At 67.9% G+C, this 22,446-nt stretch carries 19 protein-coding genes; 13 read left to right on the top strand and 6 right to left on the bottom strand.

The genetic code is table 11. The features are described from left to right. The first annotated feature begins 7 nt into the window (after nucleotides 1–7). The 8 genes from ilvG to leuB all read left to right on the top strand — a co-directional run bounded on the left by ilvG (nucleotide 8) and on the right by leuB (nucleotide 8,648). Nucleotides 8–1,744: an acetolactate synthase 2 catalytic subunit gene (gene ilvG, locus N5C25_RS10485; RefSeq protein ID WP_058983527.1), complete on the top strand. Its 1,737-nt coding sequence runs from the start codon at nucleotides 8–10 to the stop codon at nucleotides 1,742–1,744. Continuing rightward, a complete protein-coding gene (locus N5C25_RS10480; RefSeq protein ID WP_058983529.1) occupies nucleotides 1,728–1,979 on the top strand; it encodes an ACT domain-containing protein in 252 nt (83 codons plus the stop codon). The genes ilvG and N5C25_RS10480 overlap by 17 nt, the downstream gene beginning before the upstream one ends. Nucleotides 1,980–2,075: 96 nt before the next feature. Next, nucleotides 2,076–3,167: a threonine dehydratase gene (locus N5C25_RS10475; RefSeq protein ID WP_058983532.1), complete on the top strand. Its 1,092-nt coding sequence runs from the start codon at nucleotides 2,076–2,078 to the stop codon at nucleotides 3,165–3,167. Beyond that, entirely contained in the window at nucleotides 3,164–4,750 is a 1,587-nt protein-coding gene (locus N5C25_RS10470) for a 2-isopropylmalate synthase (RefSeq protein ID WP_021202141.1), read from the top strand. Before N5C25_RS10475 ends, N5C25_RS10470 begins: the two co-directional genes overlap by 4 nt. A gap of 10 nt (nucleotides 4,751–4,760) precedes the next feature. Continuing rightward, nucleotides 4,761–5,540, top strand: a complete 780-nt coding sequence (locus tag N5C25_RS10465) for a class I SAM-dependent methyltransferase (protein ID WP_251102317.1) — start codon at nucleotides 4,761–4,763, stop codon at nucleotides 5,538–5,540. A gap of 60 nt (nucleotides 5,541–5,600) precedes the next feature. Next, complete coding sequence (gene leuC, locus N5C25_RS10460) at nucleotides 5,601–7,019, top strand: 3-isopropylmalate dehydratase large subunit (RefSeq protein ID WP_021202143.1); 1,419 nt, start codon at nucleotides 5,601–5,603, stop codon at nucleotides 7,017–7,019. Beyond that, nucleotides 7,019–7,597 (top strand): 3-isopropylmalate dehydratase small subunit, encoded by a 579-nt coding sequence (gene leuD, locus N5C25_RS10455; RefSeq protein WP_251102318.1) that lies wholly within the window; start codon nucleotides 7,019–7,021, stop codon nucleotides 7,595–7,597. The genes leuC and leuD overlap by 1 nt, the downstream gene beginning before the upstream one ends. Then, nucleotides 7,587–8,648, top strand: coding sequence for a 3-isopropylmalate dehydrogenase (gene leuB, locus N5C25_RS10450; protein WP_279936907.1), 1,062 nt, complete (start codon nucleotides 7,587–7,589; stop codon nucleotides 8,646–8,648). The genes leuD and leuB overlap by 11 nt, the downstream gene beginning before the upstream one ends. A gap of 141 nt (nucleotides 8,649–8,789) precedes the next feature. Here leuB and N5C25_RS10445 read toward each other — a convergent pair whose 3' ends face one another. Next, nucleotides 8,790–9,563, bottom strand: a complete 774-nt coding sequence (locus N5C25_RS10445; protein ID WP_251102320.1) for an SDR family oxidoreductase — start codon at nucleotides 9,561–9,563, stop codon at nucleotides 8,790–8,792. Nucleotides 9,564–9,680: 117 nt separating this feature from the next. Between N5C25_RS10445 and N5C25_RS10440 the strand changes: the two genes are divergently transcribed. Next, entirely contained in the window at nucleotides 9,681–10,586 is a 906-nt protein-coding gene (locus N5C25_RS10440) for a LysR family transcriptional regulator (protein ID WP_251102321.1), read from the top strand. A 128-nt stretch (nucleotides 10,587–10,714) separates the two neighbouring features. On the opposite strand, the gene N5C25_RS10435 is transcribed toward N5C25_RS10440, so the two are convergent. Together N5C25_RS10435 and N5C25_RS10430 are read right to left on the bottom strand one after the other, a co-directional pair. Next, complete coding sequence (locus N5C25_RS10435) at nucleotides 10,715–13,876, bottom strand: efflux RND transporter permease subunit (RefSeq protein ID WP_058983539.1); 3,162 nt, start codon at nucleotides 13,874–13,876, stop codon at nucleotides 10,715–10,717. Between the two features lie 4 nt (nucleotides 13,877–13,880). After that, nucleotides 13,881–15,011 (bottom strand): efflux RND transporter periplasmic adaptor subunit, encoded by a 1,131-nt coding sequence (locus N5C25_RS10430; RefSeq protein WP_058983542.1) that lies wholly within the window; start codon nucleotides 15,009–15,011, stop codon nucleotides 13,881–13,883. A 117-nt stretch (nucleotides 15,012–15,128) separates the two neighbouring features. On the opposite strand from N5C25_RS10430, the gene N5C25_RS10425 reads away from it, so the two are divergent. The 3 genes from N5C25_RS10425 to N5C25_RS10415 all read left to right on the top strand — a co-directional run bounded on the left by N5C25_RS10425 (nucleotide 15,129) and on the right by N5C25_RS10415 (nucleotide 17,967). Then, nucleotides 15,129–15,809, top strand: a complete 681-nt coding sequence (locus N5C25_RS10425) for a TetR/AcrR family transcriptional regulator (protein WP_019662051.1) — start codon at nucleotides 15,129–15,131, stop codon at nucleotides 15,807–15,809. A gap of 135 nt (nucleotides 15,810–15,944) precedes the next feature. After that, nucleotides 15,945–16,592: a protein-L-isoaspartate O-methyltransferase gene (locus N5C25_RS10420; RefSeq protein ID WP_019662052.1), complete on the top strand. Its 648-nt coding sequence runs from the start codon at nucleotides 15,945–15,947 to the stop codon at nucleotides 16,590–16,592. A 16-nt stretch (nucleotides 16,593–16,608) separates the two neighbouring features. Beyond that, on the top strand, nucleotides 16,609–17,967 hold the full coding sequence (locus N5C25_RS10415; protein WP_005419128.1) for a TolC family outer membrane protein: 1,359 nt from the start codon (nucleotides 16,609–16,611) through the stop codon (nucleotides 17,965–17,967). A 66-nt stretch (nucleotides 17,968–18,033) separates the two neighbouring features. Here N5C25_RS10415 and N5C25_RS10410 read toward each other — a convergent pair whose 3' ends face one another. Continuing rightward, nucleotides 18,034–19,260, bottom strand: coding sequence for a hypothetical protein (locus tag N5C25_RS10410; protein WP_058983544.1), 1,227 nt, complete (start codon nucleotides 19,258–19,260; stop codon nucleotides 18,034–18,036). 225 nt (nucleotides 19,261–19,485) lie between these two features. Further along, nucleotides 19,486–20,784 carry a lipid IV(A) 3-deoxy-D-manno-octulosonic acid transferase gene (waaA, locus tag N5C25_RS10405; RefSeq protein ID WP_155030089.1) on the bottom strand — a complete coding sequence of 433 codons (1,299 nt, stop codon included), beginning with the start codon at nucleotides 20,782–20,784 and terminating at the stop codon, nucleotides 19,486–19,488. A 60-nt stretch (nucleotides 20,785–20,844) separates the two neighbouring features. Between waaA and N5C25_RS10400 the strand changes: the two genes are divergently transcribed. Then, nucleotides 20,845–21,762 (top strand): LpxL/LpxP family Kdo(2)-lipid IV(A) lauroyl/palmitoleoyl acyltransferase, encoded by a 918-nt coding sequence (locus N5C25_RS10400; RefSeq protein ID WP_058983548.1) that lies wholly within the window; start codon nucleotides 20,845–20,847, stop codon nucleotides 21,760–21,762. 42 nt (nucleotides 21,763–21,804) lie between these two features. On the opposite strand, the gene N5C25_RS10395 is transcribed toward N5C25_RS10400, so the two are convergent. Continuing rightward, nucleotides 21,805–22,254 carry a transposase gene (locus N5C25_RS10395; RefSeq protein WP_058983550.1) on the bottom strand — a complete coding sequence of 150 codons (450 nt, stop codon included), beginning with the start codon at nucleotides 22,252–22,254 and terminating at the stop codon, nucleotides 21,805–21,807. Nucleotides 22,255–22,446: the final 192 nt, after the last annotated feature.

The following is a 22,446-nucleotide window of genomic DNA, read 5'->3' as shown; positions in this document are numbered from 1 at the left end:
TTCCCCCATGAACTCTTCGACACATCGCAGCGCGCCGCCCAACGGCGCGCGCTGGCTGACCCAGGCGCTGGAGGCCGAAGGCGTCCGCACGCTGTTCGGCTATCCAGGTGGCACCATCATGCCGTTCTACGACGCGCTGGTGGATTCGTCGCTGAAGCACATCCTGGTACGCCATGAGCAGGGTGCGGCGCTGGCCGCCAACGGCTTCGCCCGCGCCAGCAACCAGGTCGGCGTCTGCGTGGCCACATCCGGCCCGGGCGCCTCGAACCTGGTCACCGGCATTGCCGATGCGATGCTCGATTCGGTACCGATGGTCTGCATCACCGGCCAGGTCGGCACGCCGCTGCTGGGCACCGACGCCTTCCAGGAACTGGATGTGTTCGGCCTGACGATGCCGATCGTCAAGCACAGCTGGCTGGTGCGCAGCGTCGATGACCTGCCGCGCGTGGTCGCCGATGCGTTCCGCATTGCCCGTGAGGGTCGCCCCGGCCCGGTGCTGATCGACCTGCCCAAGGATGTGCAGTTGGCCGATGCCAGCCATCTGCCGGCGCATGTGCCCAGCAGCGTCGAACCGCCGCCGGCGCCGGCCGAGGCCGCCATCGCCGAGGCCATCGCCGCGCTGGCCGCAGCCGAGAAGCCGGTGGTCTACGCCGGTGGCGGCATCGCGCTGGGCGATGCCGTGCAGGACCTGCGCGACTTCGTCGAGGCCAGTGCCATCCCCACCGTGATGACCCTGCGCGGCCTGGGTGCACTGCCGGCCAGCCATCCGCAGTCGCTGGGCATGCTGGGCATGCACGGCACCCGCGCGGCCAACATGGCGGTGCAGGAAAGCGACCTGCTGCTGGTGCTGGGGGCGCGTTTCGATGACCGTGCCACCGGCAAGCTGGCCGAGTTCGCCCCGTTCGCCCGTGTCGTCCACATCGATGCGGACGCCTACGAGATCTCCAAGCTGCGCAGCGCCGATGTCGCCGTGCCTGGCAACGTCGGTCACGCCATCCGCGCCCTGCGAGCGGCCTTCCCCTCCCCCAAGGCCCACCAGGAGGCGTGGCGCAAGCGCTGTGCGCAGCACCGCGATCGCTTCGCTGCCCGCTACGATGCCCCGGGGCAACACATCTACGCGCCGGCGCTGCTGAAGCGCCTGAGCGAGCTGGCCCCGGCCGATGCGGTGATCGCCTGCGACGTTGGCCAGCACCAGATGTGGGTGGCCCAGCACTGCCGCTTCAACCACCCGCGCAACCACCTGACCAGTGGCGCGCTGGGCACCATGGGCTTCGGCCTGCCGGCGGCGATGGGCGCGCAGTTCGCCTGCCCCGACCGCACCGTGGTGCTGGTGTCCGGCGACGGCAGCTTCATGATGAACGTGCAGGAGCTGGCGACCATCGCCCGCTGCCGCCTGCCGGTGAAGATCGTGCTGCTCGACAACAGTTCGCTGGGCATGGTGCGGCAGTGGCAGGAGCTGTTCTTCGCCGAGCGTTACAGCGAGATCGACCTGTCCGACAACCCGGACTTCGTGGCACTGGCGCAGGTGTTCGGCATCGCCGCCACCCGCATCGACAACCGCGACGACGTGGAAGGCGGCCTGGCCGCGCTGCTGGCCGAACCGGGCCCGGCACTGTTGCACGTGGCCATCGATGCACGCGCCAACGTATGGCCGTTGGTGCCGCCGAACACTGCCAACAGCACGATGCTGGAAAGCAACCCCGCCCATGCCCGCCAGGAGACCCCCAATGCAATACCGGCTTGACCTGGTGCTGCACCCGGCCGAAGGCGCGCTGTTGCGCGTGATCGGCATGGCCGAACGCCGCGGCTTCGCGCCGCGTGCGATCAGCGGTGCGCCGGTGGCCGCCGACGATGGCCGCTGGCACCTGCAGCTGGTCGTCGATGGCCAGCGCCCGGCGGAAACGCTGCGCCGGCAGATCGAGAAGATCTACGACTGCGTGTCCGTGCAGGTCACCGCCGTGGAAGGAGTATCGCCATGAACACCCGTACCGTAGCGACCACGGTGCCGGTACGGAGGCGTCTTCTTCGCCGCCCGTGCCCGCATGCGGCGGTCGCCCGCACCGCGCTGGTGGCCCATGCCGGCCGCTGATGCCAGCCAGGAAAGCGATGTCGACGACGTAAGCGTCGCCGATGTACTGGCGGCGCAGGCCCGGCTGCGGCGCTTCCTGCCGCCTACCCCGCTGCACCATGCCGAGCGCTTCGGCACCTGGCTGAAGCTGGAGAACCTGCAGCGCACCGGGTCCTACAAGGTACGCGGCGCGTTGAACGCGCTGCTGGCCGGCCGCGAGCGCGGTGACACCCGGCCGGTGATCTGCGCCTCGGCCGGCAACCACGCCCAGGGCGTGGCATGGGCCGCCTACCGCCTGGACGTGCCGGCCATCACCGTGATGCCGCATGGCGCACCGGCCACCAAGATCGCCGGCGTCGCCCACTGGGGCGCCACCGTGCGCCAGCATGGCACCAGCTACGACGAGGCCTACGCCTTCGCCGTCGAACTGGCGCAACGCCACGGTTACCGCTTCCTGTCCGCGTTCGACGACGCCGACGTGATCGCCGGCCAGGGCACCGTCGGCATCGAGCTGGCCGCGCACGCGCCGGACGTGGTGATCGTGCCGATCGGTGGCGGCGGGCTGGCTTCCGGCGTTGCACTGGCGCTGAAATCGCAGGGCGTGCGCGTGGTCGGCGCGCAGGTGGAAGGCGTTGATTCGATGGCACGCGCGATCCGCGGCGACGTGCGCGAGATCGCTCCCGTTGCCTCGCTGGCCGACGGCGTGCGGGTCAAGATTCCCGGCTTCCTCACCCGCCGCCTGTGCACCTCGCTGCTGGATGACGTGGTGATCGTGCGCGAGGCCGAGCTGCGCGAAACCCTGGTCCGGCTGGCACTGGAAGAACACATCATCGCCGAGGGCGCCGGCGCGCTGGCGCTGGCCGCCGGCCGCCGCGTGGCCGGCCGCCGCAAGTGCGCGGTGGTATCCGGCGGCAACATCGATGCCGGTGTCCTGGCCGGCCTGCTCACCGACATCCGTCCGCGCCCGCCGCGCAAGCCTCGGCGACGGCGCAGCGAAACACCGCGCTCGCCCAGCAAGGCCAGCGCCCTCGCCTCCCCCGCCTCTTCCCCTTCCCCCCTGCAAGCCGTCGCACCCGCTGTCGAGGAGATTTCCCTGTGACCACCATCGAACGAATTACCACCCCGCGCATCCGCATCTTCGACACCACCCTGCGTGACGGCGAGCAGTCCCCCGGCTGCAGCATGAGCCCGCCGCAGAAGCTGGTGATGGCGCGTGCGCTGGACGAACTGGGCGTGGACATCATCGAGACCGGCTTTCCGGCCAGCTCGCAGTCCGACCGCGAAGCGATGGCCCTGATCGGCCGCGAACTGCGCCGCCCGAGCCTGAGCCTGGCGGTGCTGTCGCGCTGCCTGCAGGCCGATATCGAAACCTCGGCGCGTGCCCTGGAAGCTGCGGCCAACCCGCGCCTGCACGTGTTCCTGTCCACCAGCCCGCTGCACCGCGAGCACAAGCTGCGCATGACCCGCGAGCAGGTGCTGGAATCGGTACGCAAGCATGTATCGCTGGCACGCTCGTACATCGACGATGTCGAATTCTCGGCCGAGGATGCCACCCGCACCGAGCTGGACTACCTGATCGAAGTCTCGCGCGTGGCCATTGCCGCCGGCGCCACCACCATCAACCTGCCCGACACCGTCGGCTTCACCACGCCGGAAGAAATCCGCGCGATGTTCCAGCAGGTCATCGCCGGCGTCGCCGACGTTCCGAACGCCGCCAATGTGATCTTCAGCGCGCACTGCCACAACGACCTGGGCCTGGCCGTGGCCAACTCTCTGGCTGCCATCGAAGGTGGCGCGCGCCAGGTCGAGTGCACCATCAACGGCATCGGCGAGCGCGCCGGCAACTGCTCGCTGGAAGAGATCGCGATGGTGCTGAAGGTGCGCCAGGCCTTCTACGAGCAGGACAGTTCGATCAACACCCCGCGCATCGTCGGCACCTCGCAGCTGCTGCAGCGCCTGGTCGGCATGCCGGTACAGCGCAACAAGGCCATCGTCGGTGCCAATGCCTTTGCCCACGAATCGGGCATCCACCAGCACGGCATGCTGCGCCATCGCGGCACCTACGAAATCATGCGTCCGGAAGACGTGGGCTGGGAGGATTCGCAGATGGTGCTGGGCCGCCACAGCGGTCGCGCCGCCGTCGAAGCGCGCCTGCGCGCGCTGGGTTTCTGGCTGGACGAAGACGAACTGAAGCTGGTATTCGAGCAGTTCAAGGGCCTGTGCGAACAGCAGCGCGTGGTCACCGATGCCGACCTGCAGACGCTGATGCAGGGCGGCTCCAATGCACAGGGCTACCGCTTGGCCTCGATGACCATCAGCGACGTGGGCAGCCGCGCCAACGCGCTGGTCGAACTGTCCGACCCGGACGGCAACCGCGTGGCCGAAACCGCACAGGGCGACGGCCCGGTCGATGCGCTGTTCGGCGCGCTGTCGGCCGCCACCGGCGTGCAGCTGATGCTGGACAGCTACCACGTGCACAGCGTCGGCATCGGCGCGGATGCGCGTGGCGAAGCCAACCTGAGCGTGCGCCACGAGGGCGTGGAGTACGACGGCACCGGCACCAGCAAGGACATCATCGAAGCCTCCGCGCTGGCCTGGCTGGATGTTGCCAATCGCCTGCTGCGCCAGCGCCAGGCCGCCGCCCACAGCAGCACCGACGTTCCCACCCCCGCCACCGCCTGAGGAACCCGCCATGAGCGCCTTCGACACCCCCACCCCGGCCAGCGCCGCTGGCCAGCAGTGGAATGCCCAGGACTATGCGATCGATGCCGGCTTCGTGCCCCTGCTCGGCGGCGCGGTCTCGCGCCTGCTCGACCCGCGCGCCGGTGAGCGCATCCTCGACCTGGGCTGTGGCGATGGCGTGCTCAGCACCGAACTGGCGCTGAGCGGTGCGCGCATCCACGGCGTGGATGCCTCGCCGGAACTGGTGATCGCCGCCCGCGCGCGCGGTGTCGATGCCCAGGTGATGGACGGCCACGCACTGTCGTTCGACAGCGAGTTCGATGCAGTGTTCAGCAACGCGGCACTGCATTGGATGGGCACCCCGGACCGCGTGCTGGAAGGCGTACGCCGCGCGCTGCGCCCCGGTGGCCGCTTCGTCGCCGAGTTCGGCGGCCATGGCAACGTGGCCACGATCATCGCGGCCGTGCAGGCCGCACGCGTGGCGCACGGCCATGGCGCCAGCGCCTTCCAGTGGTACTTCCCGACGGCCGATGCCTACGCCGACCGCCTGCGCCAGCATGGCTTCCAGGTGCAACTGATCGAGTGCACGCCGCGCCCAACGGCATTGCCGACCGGCGTGGCCGGCTGGCTGCGCGTCTTCGCCGCGCCGCTGCTGGACGACCTGCCAGCCGAGGCACGCGCTACGGTGCGCGAGGCCGCGAGCGCGCTGCTGGCCGAGCTGCCGCGCAACGCCGCCGGCCAGCCGCTGGCGGACTATGTGCGGCTGCGCGTGCTCGCCCGCCGTCGCTGACTTGGCCGTTCCGCCTTCTTTACTGATGTTCGCTATTTCGTACTTCTGCCAGGCATACGCATGACTTCCGCTCCCCGCACCCTGTACGACAAACTGTGGGACGCCCACGTGGTGGTTCCCGAATCCGACAGCGCGCCCGCCGTGCTGTACATCGACCTGCACCTGATCCACGAGGTGACCTCGCCGCAGGCGTTCACCGAGCTGCGCGAGCGCGGCCTGTCGCCGCGCCGCCCGGACCGCACCAAGGCGACGATGGACCACTCCACGCCGACCCTGCCGGCCGCCGCCGACGGCACGCTACCCTATGCCAGCGCCGCCTCCGAGGCACAGGTCGCCACGCTGGCACGCAACTGCGCCGAGCACGGCATCGAGCTGTTCGACATGGCTTCTGACAACCGCGGCATCGTCCACGTGATCGCGCCGGAACAGGGCTTCACCCAGCCGGGCATGACCATCGTCTGCGGCGACAGCCACACCTCCACCCACGGGGCCTTCGGTTCGCTGGCCTTCGGCATCGGCACCAGCGAAGTCGGCCATGTGCTGGCCACGCAGTGCCTGCTTCAGCGCAAGGCGAAGACCTTTGCGATCACCGTCGATGGCCCGCTGGCGCCCGGCGTCGGCGCCAAGGACGTGGTGCTGCACATCATCGGCGTGATCGGCGTCAACGGCGGCACCGGCCACGTCATCGAGTTCCGTGGCAGCACCATCGAAGCGATGGACATGGAACAGCGCATGACCCTGTGCAACATGTCGATCGAAGCCGGTGCACGCGCCGGCATGGTCGCGCCCGACCAGGTCACCTTCGACTTCGTCGCCAACACCCCGCGCGGCCCAAAGGGCGCCGATTTCGAGGCTGCGGTGGCGCGCTGGCAGCAGCTGCGCAGTGATGACGGCGCGCGCTTCGACAGCGAAGTACGCATCGACGCCACCGACATCCGCCCGACCCTGACCTGGGGCACGCATCCGGGCACCGCCATCGCGGTGGATGCGCCGATTCCCGCCGCCAACGATGCCGCCGCACAGAAAGGCCTGGACTACATGCACTTCCAGGCCGGCAAGGCACTGGCCGGCACGCCGGTGGACGTGGTGTTCGTCGGTTCGTGCACCAACGGCCGCCTGAGTGACATGCGCGAGGTCGCGCAGGTGCTGCGCGGCCGCCGTGTCGCTGAGCGGGTGCGCATGCTGGTGGTGCCAGGTTCGGAGATCGTCAAGCGCGAGGCCGAGGCCGAGGGCATCCACGAGATCGTGCGCGCTGCCGGGGCCGAGTGGCGCGAGCCGGGCTGTTCGATGTGCATCGCCATGAACGGCGATCTGGTCGCGCCCGGCCAGCTGGCCGTGAGCACCAGCAACCGCAATTTCGAGGGCCGCCAAGGCCCCGGTTCGCGCACCCTGCTGGCTTCGCCGATGAGCGCGGCGTGGGCCGCGGTCAACGGGCACGTGGCCGATACCCGCGAACTGTTCGCACAGGAGGTGGCGTGATGGCCGGTTTCCGTACCCTGACCTCGGCCAGCGTGGTGCTGCGCCAGACCAACATCGACACCGACCAGATCATTCCGGCGCGGTTCCTGTCCACCACCGAGCGTGCCGGCCTGGGCCGCAACGCGTTCAATGACTGGCGCTGGCAGGCCGACGGTTCGCCGGTGGCCGACTTCGCCTTCAACCAGCCGCACAACGCCGGCCGCAGCATCCTGCTGGCGGGCCGCAACTTCGGCTGCGGTTCTTCGCGCGAACATGCGCCGTGGGCGCTGACCGACCTGGGCCTGCGTGCCATCGTCAGCAGCGAGATCGCCGATATCTTCCGCGGCAACGCGCTGAAGAACGGCCTGCTGCCGATCGTGCTGGACGAGGCCGACGTGCAGGCGCTGATGCAGCGCCCGGACGATGAGCTGACCATCGACGTGGCTGCGCGCGAACTGCGCACGCCCGATGGCCGCGTCTATTCCTTCCCGCTGGATGGCTTCTCGCAGACCTGCCTGCTGGAAGGCGTCGACCAGTTGGGGTATCTGTTGAGCCGTGTCCCTGAAATCGAACGTTACGAGAGTGAGCATGCACGCTGAAATTGTTGTCCTGCCCGGTGATGGCATCGGCCCGGAAGTGGCCGCCGCGGCAGTGGCCGTCCTGAAGGCCGTCGCCGAGCGCTTCAACCACACCTTCACCTTCAGCGAGCACGACATCGGTGGCGTTGCCATCGACCGCCACGGTGAACCGCTGCCGGCGTCGACCCTGGAAGCCTGCCAGGCCGCCAAGGCGGTGCTGCTGGGCGCGGTCGGCGGCCCGAAGTGGTCCGACCCGAACGCCAAGGTGCGTCCGGAACAGGGCCTGCTGGCAATCCGCAAGGCACTGGGCCTGTATGCCAACCTGCGCCCGGTGCGTACCCATGAAGCCGCGCTGCACGCCTCGCCGATCAAGGCCGAGCTGCTGCAGGGCGTGGACTTCGTGGTGGTACGCGAACTGACCGGTGGCATCTACTTCGGCGACAAGACCCGCGACGCCGACAGCGCCAGCGACCTGTGCCGCTACACGGTGGCCGAGATCGAACGCGTGCTGCGCAGTGCCTTCCGCCTGGCCCAGCAGCGGCGTGGCAAGGTCACCTCGGTGGACAAGGCCAACGTGCTGGAGACCTCGCGCCTGTGGCGTGACGTGGCCGCGCGCATCGGCCGCGAGGAGTTCCCGGACGTTGCGCTGGAGCACCAGCTGGTCGATTCGATGGCCATGCACCTGCTGGCCAAGCCGCGCGAGTATGACGTGATCGTGACCGAGAACATGTTCGGCGACATCCTCACCGATGAAGCCTCGATGCTGGCCGGTTCGCTGGGCCTGCTGCCGTCGGCCTCGCTGGGCGAGCCGGGTGCGGTGGGCATCTACGAGCCCATCCATGGTTCGGCCCCGGACATCGCTGGCAAGGGCATCGCCAATCCGTACGCAACGATCTTCAGCGCGGCGATGCTGCTGCGCCATTCGCTGGGCCTGGAAGCCGAGGCTGCGGCGGTGGAAGCTGCAGTGCACGCCGTGCTGGACGATGGCGTGTTCACCGCCGATCTGGCCGCCAAGGGCCAGGCGGTGAGTACCGCCGCGGCCACGGATGCGGTGCTGGCCGAACTCAACTGATCCGATGGCGCCACTCCATGCGTGGCGCCTCTCCCTTTGGTCATTGTGCGCAGCCACCCATGGGGTGGCTCTACTGTAGATCCACGCCATGCGTGGATCGTTCGAATGTCGCGCTGCAGATCCACGCCGGGCGTGGCTGCATTATTTGGTGGTGTACCCACCATTGACCAGGATGGTCTGCCCCGTCATCCACCAGCCATCGGTGACCAGGAAGCGGATCCACGGCACGATATCGGCGATGTCGGTCAGCCCGGTGCGGGTGAACGCCGAGAGCGCGGCCGCGGTCTTGTGGTACGCCTGCGCATCGGCACTCTCGGCCGGGTAGAAGAACGGCGTGTCCATCGGGCCGGGCCCGATCGCAGTCACCGAGATGCCGCGCTCACCGAACTCCTTCGACGCCGCGCGGGTGAAGTGCTCGACTGGCGCCTTGGTACCGGCGTAGCTGGAATAGAACGGCGTGTAGGCACCCAGCAATGAGGTGACCAGGGTGCAGATGCGACCACCGTCGTTGACGTGGCGGCCGGCTTCCTTGAGGAAGAAGAACGCCGCCTTGGCGTTGACCGCGCTCATCTCGTCGTACTCCGCTTCGCTGGTGTCCAGCAGCGGTTTCTTCAATACCTTGCCGACCGTATTGATGGCGATGTCGGGACGGCCGACTGCGGCCACGGCATCGGCGAACAAGCGCTCCATCGCTGCCGCCGAGGTCAGGTCGCCCTGCAGGGCCACCGCCTTGCTGCCGGCGGCCTGCACTGCGGCTACAGTCGCTTCTGCATCGGCCTGGGTAGCGGCACTGTTGTAGTGGATGACGATGGCTTTGGCGCCCTGTGCGGCGAAGTCGCGGGCGATCAGGCCGCCCAGGTTCTTGGCGCCACCGGCGATCAGCACGGTCTTGCCCTTGAGGGAATGCTCGGTCATGGCTTCGGTCTCGGGAGGGGGCTACCCGGGGTGGCAACCCTGCCCTGACGACGATATCGTGCAGAAAAAGCGGATAAAGCCCGCCACATTAACTTAACTTTCCAGAGCCAGCGAACAATGGACCGGATCGATCGCTTCCGCATCTTCACCCGGGTCGTGGAGTGCGCCAGCTTCACCCGCGCCGCCGACCAGCTCGGCCTGCCCCGCTCGACCGTTTCGGCGGCGGTGGCCGAGCTCGAACAGCGGCTTGGCACCCGCCTGCTGCAGCGCTCGACCCGCCGGGTGTCCACCACCCATGATGGCGACGTGTTCCATGCCCGCTGCCTGCGCCTGATCGCCGAGGTCGAGGACGCCGAATCGCTGTTCCGTCAAGACGATGCGCAACCGGTCGGTCTGCTGAAGATCGACGTGCCCAGCCGCATCGGCCGCCGCATCATCGCACCGGCGCTGCCCGAATTCTTCGCGCAGTATCCGCAGGTGGAAGTGGACCTGGGCATGACCGACCGCGCGGTAAACCTGATCGAGGACGCTTGCGATGCGGTGCTGCGGGTCGGTCAACTGGGCGATTCCAGCCTGGTGGCGCGCACGCTGGGCCAGCTCGACTTCGTCAACGTCGCCGCGCCCGCTTACCTGCGCGAACACGGCATGCCGCAGCATCCTGCGGACCTGCCGCAGCACCGCGCGGTGAACTACGCGTCGCCGACCACGGCACGGGTGGAACCGTGGGAGTGGCAGGACGGCGGCCAACTGCGCACGCTGCCGATGCCCGGCTGGGTGCGTGTGAACAGCGCCGAGGCATCGATTGCGTGCTGTGTGGCGGGGTTGGGGTTGCTGCAGATTCCGCGCTACGACGTGCAGGCCGAACTGCAATCCGGCGCGTTGGTGGAGGTGATGCCACAGCACGTGGCGCAGCCCTTGCCGGTGACGCTGTTGCAACCGCATCGGCAACACCGGGCGCAGCGTGTTCAGGTGTTCATCGAATGGCTGCTGCCGGTCTTGAGGGCCGGCCTGCAGCTGCAGTAGATCCACGCCATGCGTGGATGGATACATCTGTGCCAACCAAGGTTGGCACCCACCTGGGAAGGGACCAACCGGCATGGGTGGGGTCAGACCCTTTTCCCGGAGGAAAAGGGATCCGACCCCGGTCGGCGTTACGCCCCGGATTCATCGGGCTTCACCCGGAACCACGCCGCGTACAACGCCGGCAGGAACACCAGAGTCAGCACCGTACCGACGATCAGGCCACCCATGATCGAGATCGCCATCGAGCCGTAGAACGCGCTGCGCGACAGCGGAATCATCGCCAGCACCGCCGCCAGCGCGGTCAGCACGATCGGGCGGAAGCGGCGCACCGTGGCATCGATGATCGAATGCCAGCGGTCATGCCCGGCATCGATGTCCTGCTGGATCTGGTCGATCAGGATCACCGAGTTGCGCATGATCATGCCGGCCAGTGCGATCGTGCCCAGCAGCGCGACGAAGCCGAACGGCGCCCGGAACAGCAGCAGGAACAGGGTCGCGCCGATGATGCCCAGCGGCGCGGTCACCAGCACCATCGCTGCACGCGAGAAGCTGCGCAGCTGCAGCATCAGCAGCGTGGCCACCACCACCAGGAACAGCGGCATGCCGGCCTTGATCGAGTTCTGGCCACGTGCCGAATCCTCCACGGTACCGCCGGTTTCCAGCAGGTAACCACTGGGCAGCTCGGCACGGATGCCATCCAGTGTGGGCAGGATCTGATGCACCACGTCCAGCGCCTGCATGCCATCACTGATGTCGGCGCGCACGGTCACCGTCGGCAACCGGTTGCGGTGCCAGATGATGCCGTCCTCGAAGCCGTACTCCATCGTCGCCACCTGCGACAGCGTGATGCTGCCACCGTTGGCGGTGGGCATCGACAGGCTGGACAGCAGCTCCAGCTGGTTGCGCTCATCGGCCGGCCCGCGCAGCAGCATCTCGATCTGACGATTGCCTTCGCGATACACGCTCACCGACTGCCCGGCCAACGAACTGGACAGGAACTGGCTGACCTGGGCGCTGCTAACGCCCAGCGCGCGGGCGCGCTCCTGGTCGACCACCAGGCGCACCACCTTGCTCGGCTCGCTCCAGTCCAGGTTGACGTTCATCACGTGCGGGTTCTCCCGCACCTTGGCCTCGACCTGGCGCGCGATCGCCTGCACCTTCTCGATGTGCTCGCCGGAGATGCGCATCTGCACCGGATAGCCGACCGGCGGTCCGTTCTCCAGGCGGGTCACGCGCATCTGCACGTCCGGGAACTTCGGGATCACCTCGTGCAGCAGCCAGTCGCGGGTGCTCTCGCGCGCCTTGATGTCCTTGGCCAACACCACGAACTGGGCGAAGTTGGTCGCCGGCAGCTGCTGGTCCAGCGGCAGATAGAAGCGCGGCGAACCGGTGCCCACATAGGACACGTAGTTGGCAATGCCCTCGCGGCGGGACAGCAGCTTTTCCAGCTTCTCGGCCTGGGCCTGGGTCGAGCGCAGCGAGGCGCCCTCGGCCAGCTCGATGTCCACCATCAGCTCCGGCCGGGTCGAGTCCGGGAAGAACTGCTGGGGCACGAAGCGGAACATCATCAGCGAGAACACGAACAGGGCGATGGTCGCGGCGATCACCCACCAGCGATGGCGCAGGCAGGTATCGAGGAAACGGCGGAAACTGCGATAGAACGGGCGCTGGTACGGATCATGGTCGTGCCCATGCTGCGGCGGCGCAATCAGGTTGGCCAGCGCCGGGTAGCGGTCGGCCCACTGCTGGCGCTTGGCATGCCAGCGCGCGGGCAGGCTGCCCGGCTTGGGCGGCTGCGGATTGAACAGGTCCGGCAGCATCTTGTCACCCAGGTAGGGAATGAACAGTACCGCCGCGATCCACGACACCACCAGCGCGATGGTCACCACCTGGAACAGCGAACGCGTATATTCACCGGTGCTCGATGCCGCCGTGGCGATCGGCAGGAAGCCAGCCGCGGTGATCAGCGTACCGGTCAGCATCGGGAACGCAGTCGATTCCCAGGCGAAACTGGCCGCGCGCAGGCGGTCGTAGCCCTGCTCCATCTTGGTGGCCATCATCTCCACCGCGATGATCGCATCGTCCACCAGCAGGCCCAGCGCCAGCACCAGCGCGCCCAGCGAGATCTTGTGCAGGCCGATGTCGAAGTAGTGCATGACGAAGAAGGTCATCGCCAGCACCAGCGGAATGGTGACGCCCACCACCAGGCCGGTGCGCAGGCCCAGCGAGAAGAAGCTGACCAGCAGCACGATCACCACCGCCTCGGTCAGCACCTGCACGAACTCGCCGACTGACTCTTCCACCGACTGCGGCTGGTCGGACACCTTGCGCAGCTGCATGCCGGCCGGCAGGGTCTTCTGCAGCCGTTGGAACTCGGCATCGAGGTTGGCGCCGAGCTTGAGGATGTCACCGCCATCCTTCATCGCCACCGCCAGGCCGATCGCCTCTTCGCCCATGAAGCGCATCTTCGGCGACGCCGGATCGGCGAAGCCGCGCTTGACCTCGGCGATGTCGCCCAAGTGCACGGTGCGGTCGCCAGCACGGATCGGGAACTGGCGGATTGCTTCGATGTCGTTGAACTGGCCGGTCACGCGCAGCTGCACGCGATCGGTGGCGGTCTCGAAGAAGCTGGTGCCGGTGACCGCATTCTGGTCGGCCAGCGCCTGCTGTACCTGCTGCATCGACACACCCAGCGTGGCCAGGCGGGTGTTGGACAGCTCGATCCAGACCTTCTCGTCCTGCAGGCCGACCAGGTCGATCTTGCCGACGTCGGGCACGCGCTGCAGTTCCAGCTGGATGCGGTCGGCGTAGTCGCGCATCACCGCGTAGTCGAAGCCCTTGCCGGTCAAGGCGTAGATGTTGCCGTAGGTATCGCCGAACTCATCGTTGAAGAACGGGCCGACGATCTCGCGCGGCAGCGTCGGACGGATGTCACCCACGCGCTTGCGCACCTGGTACCACAGGTCCGGGATCTGCCTGGAACGCAGGCTGTCGCGCGCCATGAAGATGACCTGCGATTCGCCCGGGCGCGAGTACGAGCGGATGAACTCGTACTCACCGGTGTTCATCAGCGCCTTCTCGATCGGCTCGGTCACCTGGCGCGAGACCTGTTCGGCGGTGGCGCCCGGCCACAGCGTGCGCACCACCATGGCCTTGAACGTGAATGGCGGATCCTCGGACTGGCCCAGATGCTTGTACGACCACGCGCCGATCAGCGCGAACGCCAGCATCGCGAACAGCACCAGCGGGCGATTGGACAACGCCCACTCGGAAAGATTGAAGCGGCGCACCGGCTTACTCCCTGGCCTTGGCGGAAGCGGCCGGCGTGGCCGGCTTCAGCACCGGCCGGTTCTGCCGGTCCACGGCGATCACCGGCTGGCCGGCGCGCAGCAGGTGGCCGCCTGCGGCGACCACCCAGTCACCGGCCCCCACGCCGGACAGCACCGGCACCGTCTCGCTGCCGTAGGCACCGGTGGTGACCGCGGCGGCCTTCAACGTGCTGTTGGCCGGATCGACCACCCACACGCTGGCAGCACCATTGGCACCGCGCTGCAGCGCGCCCAGCGGCAGCTGCAGGGTGCCGTGGCGGCCGGCGCTGCTGTAGACGCGCGCGCTCTGGCCCAGCTCGACATCGGCCAGCGCATCGGCGGCCAGGCTGACCCGCGTCGCGTAGGTGCGTGCCTGCGGATCGGCGGCGGCGGCAATCTCGCGGATCGTGCCCGGCAGGCGCTGCCCCGGGCGGTTCCACAGTTCCACCTCGACCGGCTGGCCGACCGCGTAGTCGCGGATGGTGGCTTCGGGCAGGTCGATCAGCACTTCGCGGCCACCGTCGGCGGCCAGGTTGAAGATGGTCTGTCCGGCGGACACCACCTGCCCAGCCTCGGCCTCGCGGCTGGCGATCACGCCGTCAGCCGGTGCGCGCAGCTGCGCGTAGTCGGCCTGGTTGCGCAGCACATCGAGGTTGGCGCGGGCGGCGTTGGCCTGACCCTGCGCCGCTTTGAAGGCGGCGGACTGCTGGTCCAGCTGCGAACGGCTGACCAGCTGCTGGTCGGCCAGCACCTGGTAGCGCTTGAGGTCGTCGCGGGCACGCACCAGGTCGGCTTCAGCTGCGGCCAGCTGCGCCTGCGAAGCGCGGGCCTGCAATGCGAAGTCGGCTGCATCCAGCTCGGCCAGCACGTCGCCCTTCTTTACCCGCTGCCCGGCATCGACATGGCGCTTGACCAGGTTGCCGCCGACGCGGAACGACAGCGGGCTTTCCTGGCGGGCACGCACCGTGCCCGGGAACGCCGCCGGCGCCTGTCCGGCCTGTTCGCCGGGGTGAACCACCAGTACCGGCACGGCCGCCTGCGGCGCCTGTTCCTGCCCCGAACAGGCTGCCAGCGCAGCCACCCACACCATACCGCCCATCCAGCGCACGATCTTCATCGGTCAACGTCCTGAAAACGCAGGGTTGCAACAAGGGGGAGCCGCGACTGCCGGCCCAATTTAATAAACCGGCCGGTATAGTATAAATATCGAACCGCTTGGTCTAGTATTGTTGCGATGAGTTCTTCCACTTCCCGCAAGCCGTCGGCCAAGCCTGCTGCCAAGGCCGCCGGACCCGGGCGCCCCAAGGATCTGGGCAAGCGCGCGGCGATCCTTGAAGCAGCCAAGGTACTGTTCATCGAACAGGGGTATACCGGCGTGAGCATGGACACCATCGCCGCCCAGGCCGGCGTCTCGAAGCTGACCGTGTACAGCCACTTCGGCGACAAGGAGACCCTGTTCTCCGAGGCCGTGCAGTCAAAGTGCATTGAAATGCTGCCCGATGCCCTGTTCGTGGCCGACACGGACGGCCCGCTGCGCGACCAGCTGATCGGCATCGGTCTGGCCTTCTTCGAACTGATCACCTCCGACGCGGCGATCTCGATCCAGCGCATGATGATGGCGCCGGAGACCGACGAACGCCTGCGCGAGCTGTTCTGGAAGGCAGGACCGGAACGTACCTGCGAGGCCCTGGCTGACTTCCTGCGGGCACGCGCCGAGCGCGGCGAGCTGGAAATCACCGACTATTCGCTGGCTGGCGAGCAGTTCCTGACCCTGGTCAAGGGCGAAGTGCACATGCATATGATGTGCGGCATGCCGCTGTCACCGGTGGAGTGCGACCCTCTTGCCCACGTGACCGCCAGCATCGACTTCTTCCTGCGCGCCTACGCGCCGCGAGGGGCCGGAACGGCTGAATAACCAAAACTGAACGAACCGGAGGTCGCGATGACTTCCGGCACTGCGACCCCGGCCCCCGGCAGCTGATGCTCTGGGCGCGCCGCCGGCCTCCGGCACCGGTAAAATGGCCGGCCCACTGCGCTGGATTTGAACCTCATGACGATTGATTACGCCCACGCCCGCGAACTGATGGTGGAACAGCAGATCCGTCCCTGGGACGTGCTGGACATCAAGGTGCTCGACGTCCTGGCCCGCCTGCCGCGCGAGGCTTTTGTCGCCGATGCACACCGGGCACTGGCCTACGCCGATGTCGAACTGCCGATCGGTCACGGCCAGAAGATGATGAAGCCGGTCATCGAGGGCCGTACCCTGCAGGCGCTGGACCTGCAGCCGGGTGACGAAGTGCTGGAAATCGGCACCGGCAGCGGCTTCCTGGCCGCCTGCATCGGCGCGCTGGCGCGCGATGTGCTGAGCCTGGAAATCGACCCGGAGCTGGCCGCCGCCGCGCGTGCCCGCCTGGACGCTTCCGGCCTGGGCAGCAACGTCCGCGTGGAAGTGGCCGATGCCCTGTCCTGGCAGACCGAACGCCGCTTTGACGTGATCTGTGTCACTGGTGCGGTCGACGTGGTGCCGTCACAGTTCGCCTCGTGGCTGCGTCCGGGTGGCCGCCTGTTCGTGATCCACGGCCGCTCGCCGGCGATGGAGGCCCTGCTGGTCAAGGCCGACGGCAGCTCCGAGTCCCTGTTCGAGACCGATATCGATTACCTGCGTGGTGCCGCCCCGGCCCCCCAGTTCCACCTCTGAGTCCAAGGAAGCCGCAATGATCCGCCGATCCCTCGCTGTTGCGCTGGCCACTGCCCTGCTGCCGTTGTCCGCCCATGCCGCCGACCTGCTGCAGGTCTACGAAATGGCCCGCAACGGCGATCCGCAGCTGTCGGCCGCCGAATCGACCCGGCTGTACGACAAGGAAGGCGCCGTGCAGGCGCGTGCCGCCCTGCTGCCGCAGATCAACGGCCAGGCCGCGCTGAACCGCACGCGCAGCGAGCCGAACGCCGACGCCAACTCCGGCTCGTTCACCAACAAGCGCCGCACCTACACGATCGACGGCAGCCAGACGCTGTTCAACTGGACCCAGATCAACAACCTGCGCTCGCAGCGTGAGCTGAGCAAGGCGGCGGACTTCACCCTCGAATCGGCCAACGACAACCTGATCGTGCGCACCTCGGCGGCCTACTTCAACGTGCTGGTGGCGATCGAATCGCTGAACGCCGCGCAGACCAACGAAGCGGCCGCGAAGAAGCAGTTCGACTTCGCCGACAAGCGCCTGGAAGTGGGCCTGGCGCCGATCACCGACGTGCACGAAGCACGCGCCCAGTACGACCAGGCGCGTGCCAACACCATCATTGCGCAGAACACCCTGGCCGATAACTACCAGGCCCTGACCGAACTGACCGGCCAGCCGGTGACCAACCTGCGTGGCCTGCCGGCGGACTTCCGCCCGGAAGTGCCGGCCAACCGCGGCAACATCGATGAGCTGGTGCAGCAGGCCACCACCCAGAATCCGGCGCTGAAGGCGCAGGAGCTGAAGGTCAGTGCGGCCGAAGCTGGCGTGCAGGCTGCCCGCGGTGGCCATTACCCGACCCTGTCGCTGGGCGGCAGCTGGGGCAAGAGCGCGACCTGGGGCGACAGCACCGGCGCCGGCTCGTTGTCGCCGGACGCACGCACCAACAGCATCGGCCTGACCCTGAGCGTGCCGATCTTCTCCGGTGGTGCCACCCAGTCCGGCGTGCGCCAGGCGCTGGCCCAGCGTGACATCGCCCAGGACGGCTACGAGCAGCAGAAGCGTGCCCTGGACCGCAATACCCGCAATGCCTACCAGACCCTGGTGCAGGGCATCAGCGAAGTGGAAGCCCGCCGCTTGGCGGTGGTCTCGGCGCAGAGCGCGTACGACGCTTCGCAGGTCGGCCTGGAGGTCGGCACCCGTACCGTGCTGGATGTGATCCAGAACCAGCGCATCCTGTTCTCGGCGCAGCTGGACTACGCCCAGGCCCGTTACACCTTCCTGCAGAACCGCCTGCTGCTGAGCCAGTCGCTGGGTGCACTGGACGTGGCCGAGCTGCAGGACGTGAACCGCCTGCTGACCCAGGACGCGGGCAATCCGGCAACGACGACGCACTGAGCCGTCGCCTGCCGGCAACGAAAAGCCACCCGCGAGGGTGGCTTTTTTGTGCGCGATGCACGGCCATCAGCCGGGCCAGGCCCGCAGCCACCCGATGGCGGCCAGCATGCACAGTCCGGCGGCCACAGGCGCCAGCAGCGCAAGGCCACGTGCCAACGGTGACTGCCCGCGCAGTACGGCCAGGCACAGGGCGGCCATCACCACCAGCACGACCGGGCCGGGCAGCACCGGCAGGATGCCCGCGGGCACGCCGAAAGCCAGCACCGCCGCTGACAGAATCAACGCGACCGGCACCGCCCGCACATGCATGCCGATTGCTTCGTCATGCCGTGCCGGCCACAGCTGCATCGCCAAGCACAGGCCCACCCGCAGCAGCACCAGCAGCAGCGCGGCCAATCCGGCCGCGCCGGCCAGCGGCAGCAACGGCATCAGCCACTGCAGCTGCGGGTGCGGTTGCAGGGCTACCGCCAGCGGTCGCGTGCTGTCCAATGCAGGGAACTCGACCAGCCCGGCCTGCAATGCAGCGACCACGATCAGCAACAGCATGGCCAGCAGCAGCATGCCCGCCAGCAGCCGCGACTGGCGCGCCTTCACCTGCCCGCCCAAGCCGGGAAATCCAACCGCCAGGCCCACGCTGGCGAACGCACCCAGCAGCGGCACGCTCGCCGCCAATACACCACCAAGCCCAAAGCGATAGGGAGCCGTCGCCTCCGGCAGCCAGGGAATCCAGTGCGCGTAGTGCATGTAACGGGCTGCCAGTGCCACCAGCAGCAGGCCGGTCCCGATCTTCATCGTCAACAGCGCACACGCCACCAGAACCATTCGTCGCCACGGCAGCAACCCGACCACACCAATCAGAAGCACCGCCAGGCTGGCCATCAGCGGACCCGGCACCGCGTAGTCGGCCTCGACGCCACAATAGGCCAGCAGTGCACGCAGATGACGGGCCAGCGATTGCGCCACGCCACCCATGGTCGCCACCAGTTCCAACAACAGCGCGCCGCCGAGCACACCGGCGGATGCCCGGCCCCAGCACGCACGCAACACTCCCTGCAGGCCATCGACAGCCGGCAGCTGCTGGTTGAGGGCGTGCAGGCAATACAGCAGTGGCATCGTACCCAGTGCGGCCAGCAACAGGCTCAGCACGATGGCCGGCCCAGCCTCGGCCGCCGTGTGCTGGCCGATCAGCGCGACCACATTGCCCCCCAGCAGCAGCGTCAGCGCCACCACTGCAAGATGCTCCATGCCGGGCCGGGCATCACCGATGCCCTCCGGCCTGCTGCCCCCATCCATCGCAAGCTCCCTTGATATCCGTCCAAGCGCGGTCGACAGCAGGCTGGCAGCCTGCGCCGAAGGGCGATATCAGAATCCTTGCCGTGCGCGCCGCGATGTGACCGCAGACACGCCCAGCGACGCGCACCCGGTTCTGTCGCGACAGAACTCCGCCCGCTAAGCAGAATTGATGCAGTCGATCACGTCAGTCGACGGACTGGGCGCAGGCCTGTGCGGCCGGTGGACTCAGCCGCGCGGCGGCGGCAGATGTGGCGCGACCAGGGCCAGCGTGCGCTGCAAAGCGCCACGGCCATTGCTGATCAACGTGCAGCCTGCCCGCGCCATGTCCTCGCGCGCCTGCGGGTCCTGGAGCAGGTGCTGCAGCAGGTCACCCACCGCTTGCACGTCATCGCCGATCAGCAAGGCACCGGCCTCACGCATGCGGCGGGAGATCTCGGCGAAGTTGTGCAGGTGGGGGCCGGTCACAGCCGCAGTACCCATTGCCGCCGGTTCCAGCAGGTTGTGGCCACCGATCGGCTGCAGGCTGCCGCCGACGAAGGCAACCTGCGCGCAGGCATAGAACGGCATCAGCTCGCCCAGGGTGTCGATGACGAATACATCCGTGCCGGCCTCGGGCCATTGCTTCGCACGACGGGTCGCCACGCTCCAGCCCTGCTCGCGCGCCAGCGCCTCCACCTTCGGGAAGCGCTCGGGGTGCCGCGGCGCCCACAGCAACAACAGGTCGGGGTGCTGCTGGCGCAGGCGCCGATGCAGGTCGATCACCGCCTGCTCCTCGCCATCATGGGTACTGGCCGCGATCCACACCGGGCGCCCGGCGGGCACGCAGGCGTGGAACTGCTCGACGAAGCGCTGCACATCCGGCGTGGCGATATCGAACTTGAGGTTGCCCAGGGCCTGCACCTGTTCCCGCGCCGCCCCCAGCTGCACGAAGCGCGCGGCGTCGTCCTGCGACTGCGCGGCCACGCAGGTGACCGTGCGCAGCGCACGGCGGATCAGCGCCGCCAGCACCCGGTAACCGCGCAGCGAACGCGCAGACAGGCGGGCGTTGAGGATATAGACCGGGATATGGCGGTCGCGGCAGCCGAACAGCATGTTCGGCCACAGCTCGGTTTCCAGGATCAGCGCCAGGCTGGGCTGGAAGTGGCCGAGGAAGCGGTTGACGCTGCCCGGCACGTCGTACGGCAGATAGACGTGGTCCAGCGCGTCCCCCCACAGCGCACGCACGCGCTCCGAACCGGTCGGGGTGATGGTGGTGATGACCCAGCGGATGTCCGGACGCTGTTGGCGCAGGGCATTCACCAGCGGCGCGGCGGCATTGACCTCGCCCACCGAGACCGCATGCAGCCAGACCCGCGGCTGGCCGGTCGGCTGCGGATACGAGGCATAGCGCTCGTCCCAGCGCCGGAAGTATTCACGGACCCGGAAACCGCGCCAGACCAGGTGGTACACGGTGATCGGCAGCAGGATGTAGAGCACGGCCGAGTACAGGCCGCGCAGGATCCATTCGGCAGGGTCTTTGCGCATGCGGCAAGGATACGGGAGCCCCCCGGGAAAGACACGCTGCCGGGTTGGTAGAATGGCGCCATGTCCGATGCCACCACCGCCGTCCGTCCGTCGCTGCGCGATCCCCGCAACTGGCCGATGTTCGCCGCCATGCTCGGCGCCTTCGCCATCGCCCGCCTGCCGTGGATGCTGCAGCGTGCGCTCGGTCGTGGCGTGGGCTGGATCAGCTGGCGCCTGCTCGGCAGCCGCCGTCGCGCCGCCGAAGTCAACCTGCGGCTGTGTTTCCCGGAAAAGGACGAAGCCTGGCGCCAGCGCCTGGTGCGCGACAGCTTCGACGCACTGGGTGTGGGCGTGTTCGAGTGCATCCGCGCGTGGTGGGGCAGCATCGACCGCATCCGCCCACAGGTGCAGATCGAAGGCCTGGAACATCTGCGGCGGATGCAGGCCGAAGGCCGCGGCGTACTGCTGGTGTCCGGCCATTTCATGACCCTGGAGATGTGCGGCCGCCTGCTGTGCGACTACGTCGATCTTTCAGGCATGTACCGCAAGCACAAGAACCCGGTGTACGAGTGGGCGGTGAAGTTCGGCCGCCTGCGCTATGCCAAGGCGATGTTCGCCAACGAGGACATCCGCGCGACCGTGCGCCACCTGAAGAAGGGCGGCTTTCTCTGGTATGCGCCGGACCAGGACATGCGTGGCAAGGACACCGTGTTCGTCCCGTTCTTCGGCCATACCGCGTCCACTATTACGGCCACCCACCAGCTGGCGCGCATGACCGGCTGCGCGGTGATTCCGTACTTCCACCGCCGCGAGGGCGGAAAGTACTTCCTGAAGATCGGCGCGCCGCTGGAGAACTTTCCCAGCGAGGATGTGGAAGCCGATACCACGCGGGTCAACCAGGCCATCGAAGCGATGGTGCGCGAGGCACCCGACCAGTACCTGTGGATCCACCGCCGTTTCAAGCGCCAGCCGGGTGGGCGGAGCGATTTTTACAAGTAGAGCCACGCCATGCGTGGATGCTCTTCGATTCCGTTCCGTGATTCACAACGGCCAGCGGCACCAGGCGTACGGGTATTCCCCCACCACGCACGCCAGGCCCGCACGGACTGGATTGGCCAGGATGTACATTGCCTTCTCGTGAAGCGATTCGTCGGTCCGCACTGCATGGTCGTGATAGCCGTGCTGCCACAGCGCGCCCTGCCGCTCCAGCCGCCGGTTCAGCAACCTGCTGCTGCGTGACTTCAGAAGGGACATGCACCCGGCCAGGGTTCCACTGCGCAGTTCCATCAGCCAGTGCAGATGGTCAGGCATCACCACCCAGGCGAGACTGTGGCTGAAGCCCCTACGCTCGACGAGGCGCAGGGTGTCGATCAGGATCGCCATGTTCGCCGCATCGGCGAATAACGGTTCACGGCCAAGGGTTGCCGTGGTCAATGAGTAGACGTTGCCGGTTCGGGAATACCGACCGTAGCGGAGTCTGGGGCTGGCCATGGCCCAGCGTGCGATACACACGGAGGCACGGGTAGTGGAGGTTGGCGCGCATTTGCGTCGGGAAAGCCCCATCCACGCATGGCGTGGATCTACTATGGCGACATGCGCCCGATGATCGTCCCATGCACGCCATGGCGTGGATCCACCGCGGCGACATTCGTTCGGTACGTGCAGTAGAGCCACGCCATGCGT

This window comes from Stenotrophomonas sp. GD03958 (assembly GCF_029839005.1).
Classification (GTDB): Bacteria; Pseudomonadota; Gammaproteobacteria; order Xanthomonadales; family Xanthomonadaceae; genus Stenotrophomonas; species Stenotrophomonas hibiscicola.
This window is presented reverse-complemented; position numbering and strand designations above follow the sequence as displayed.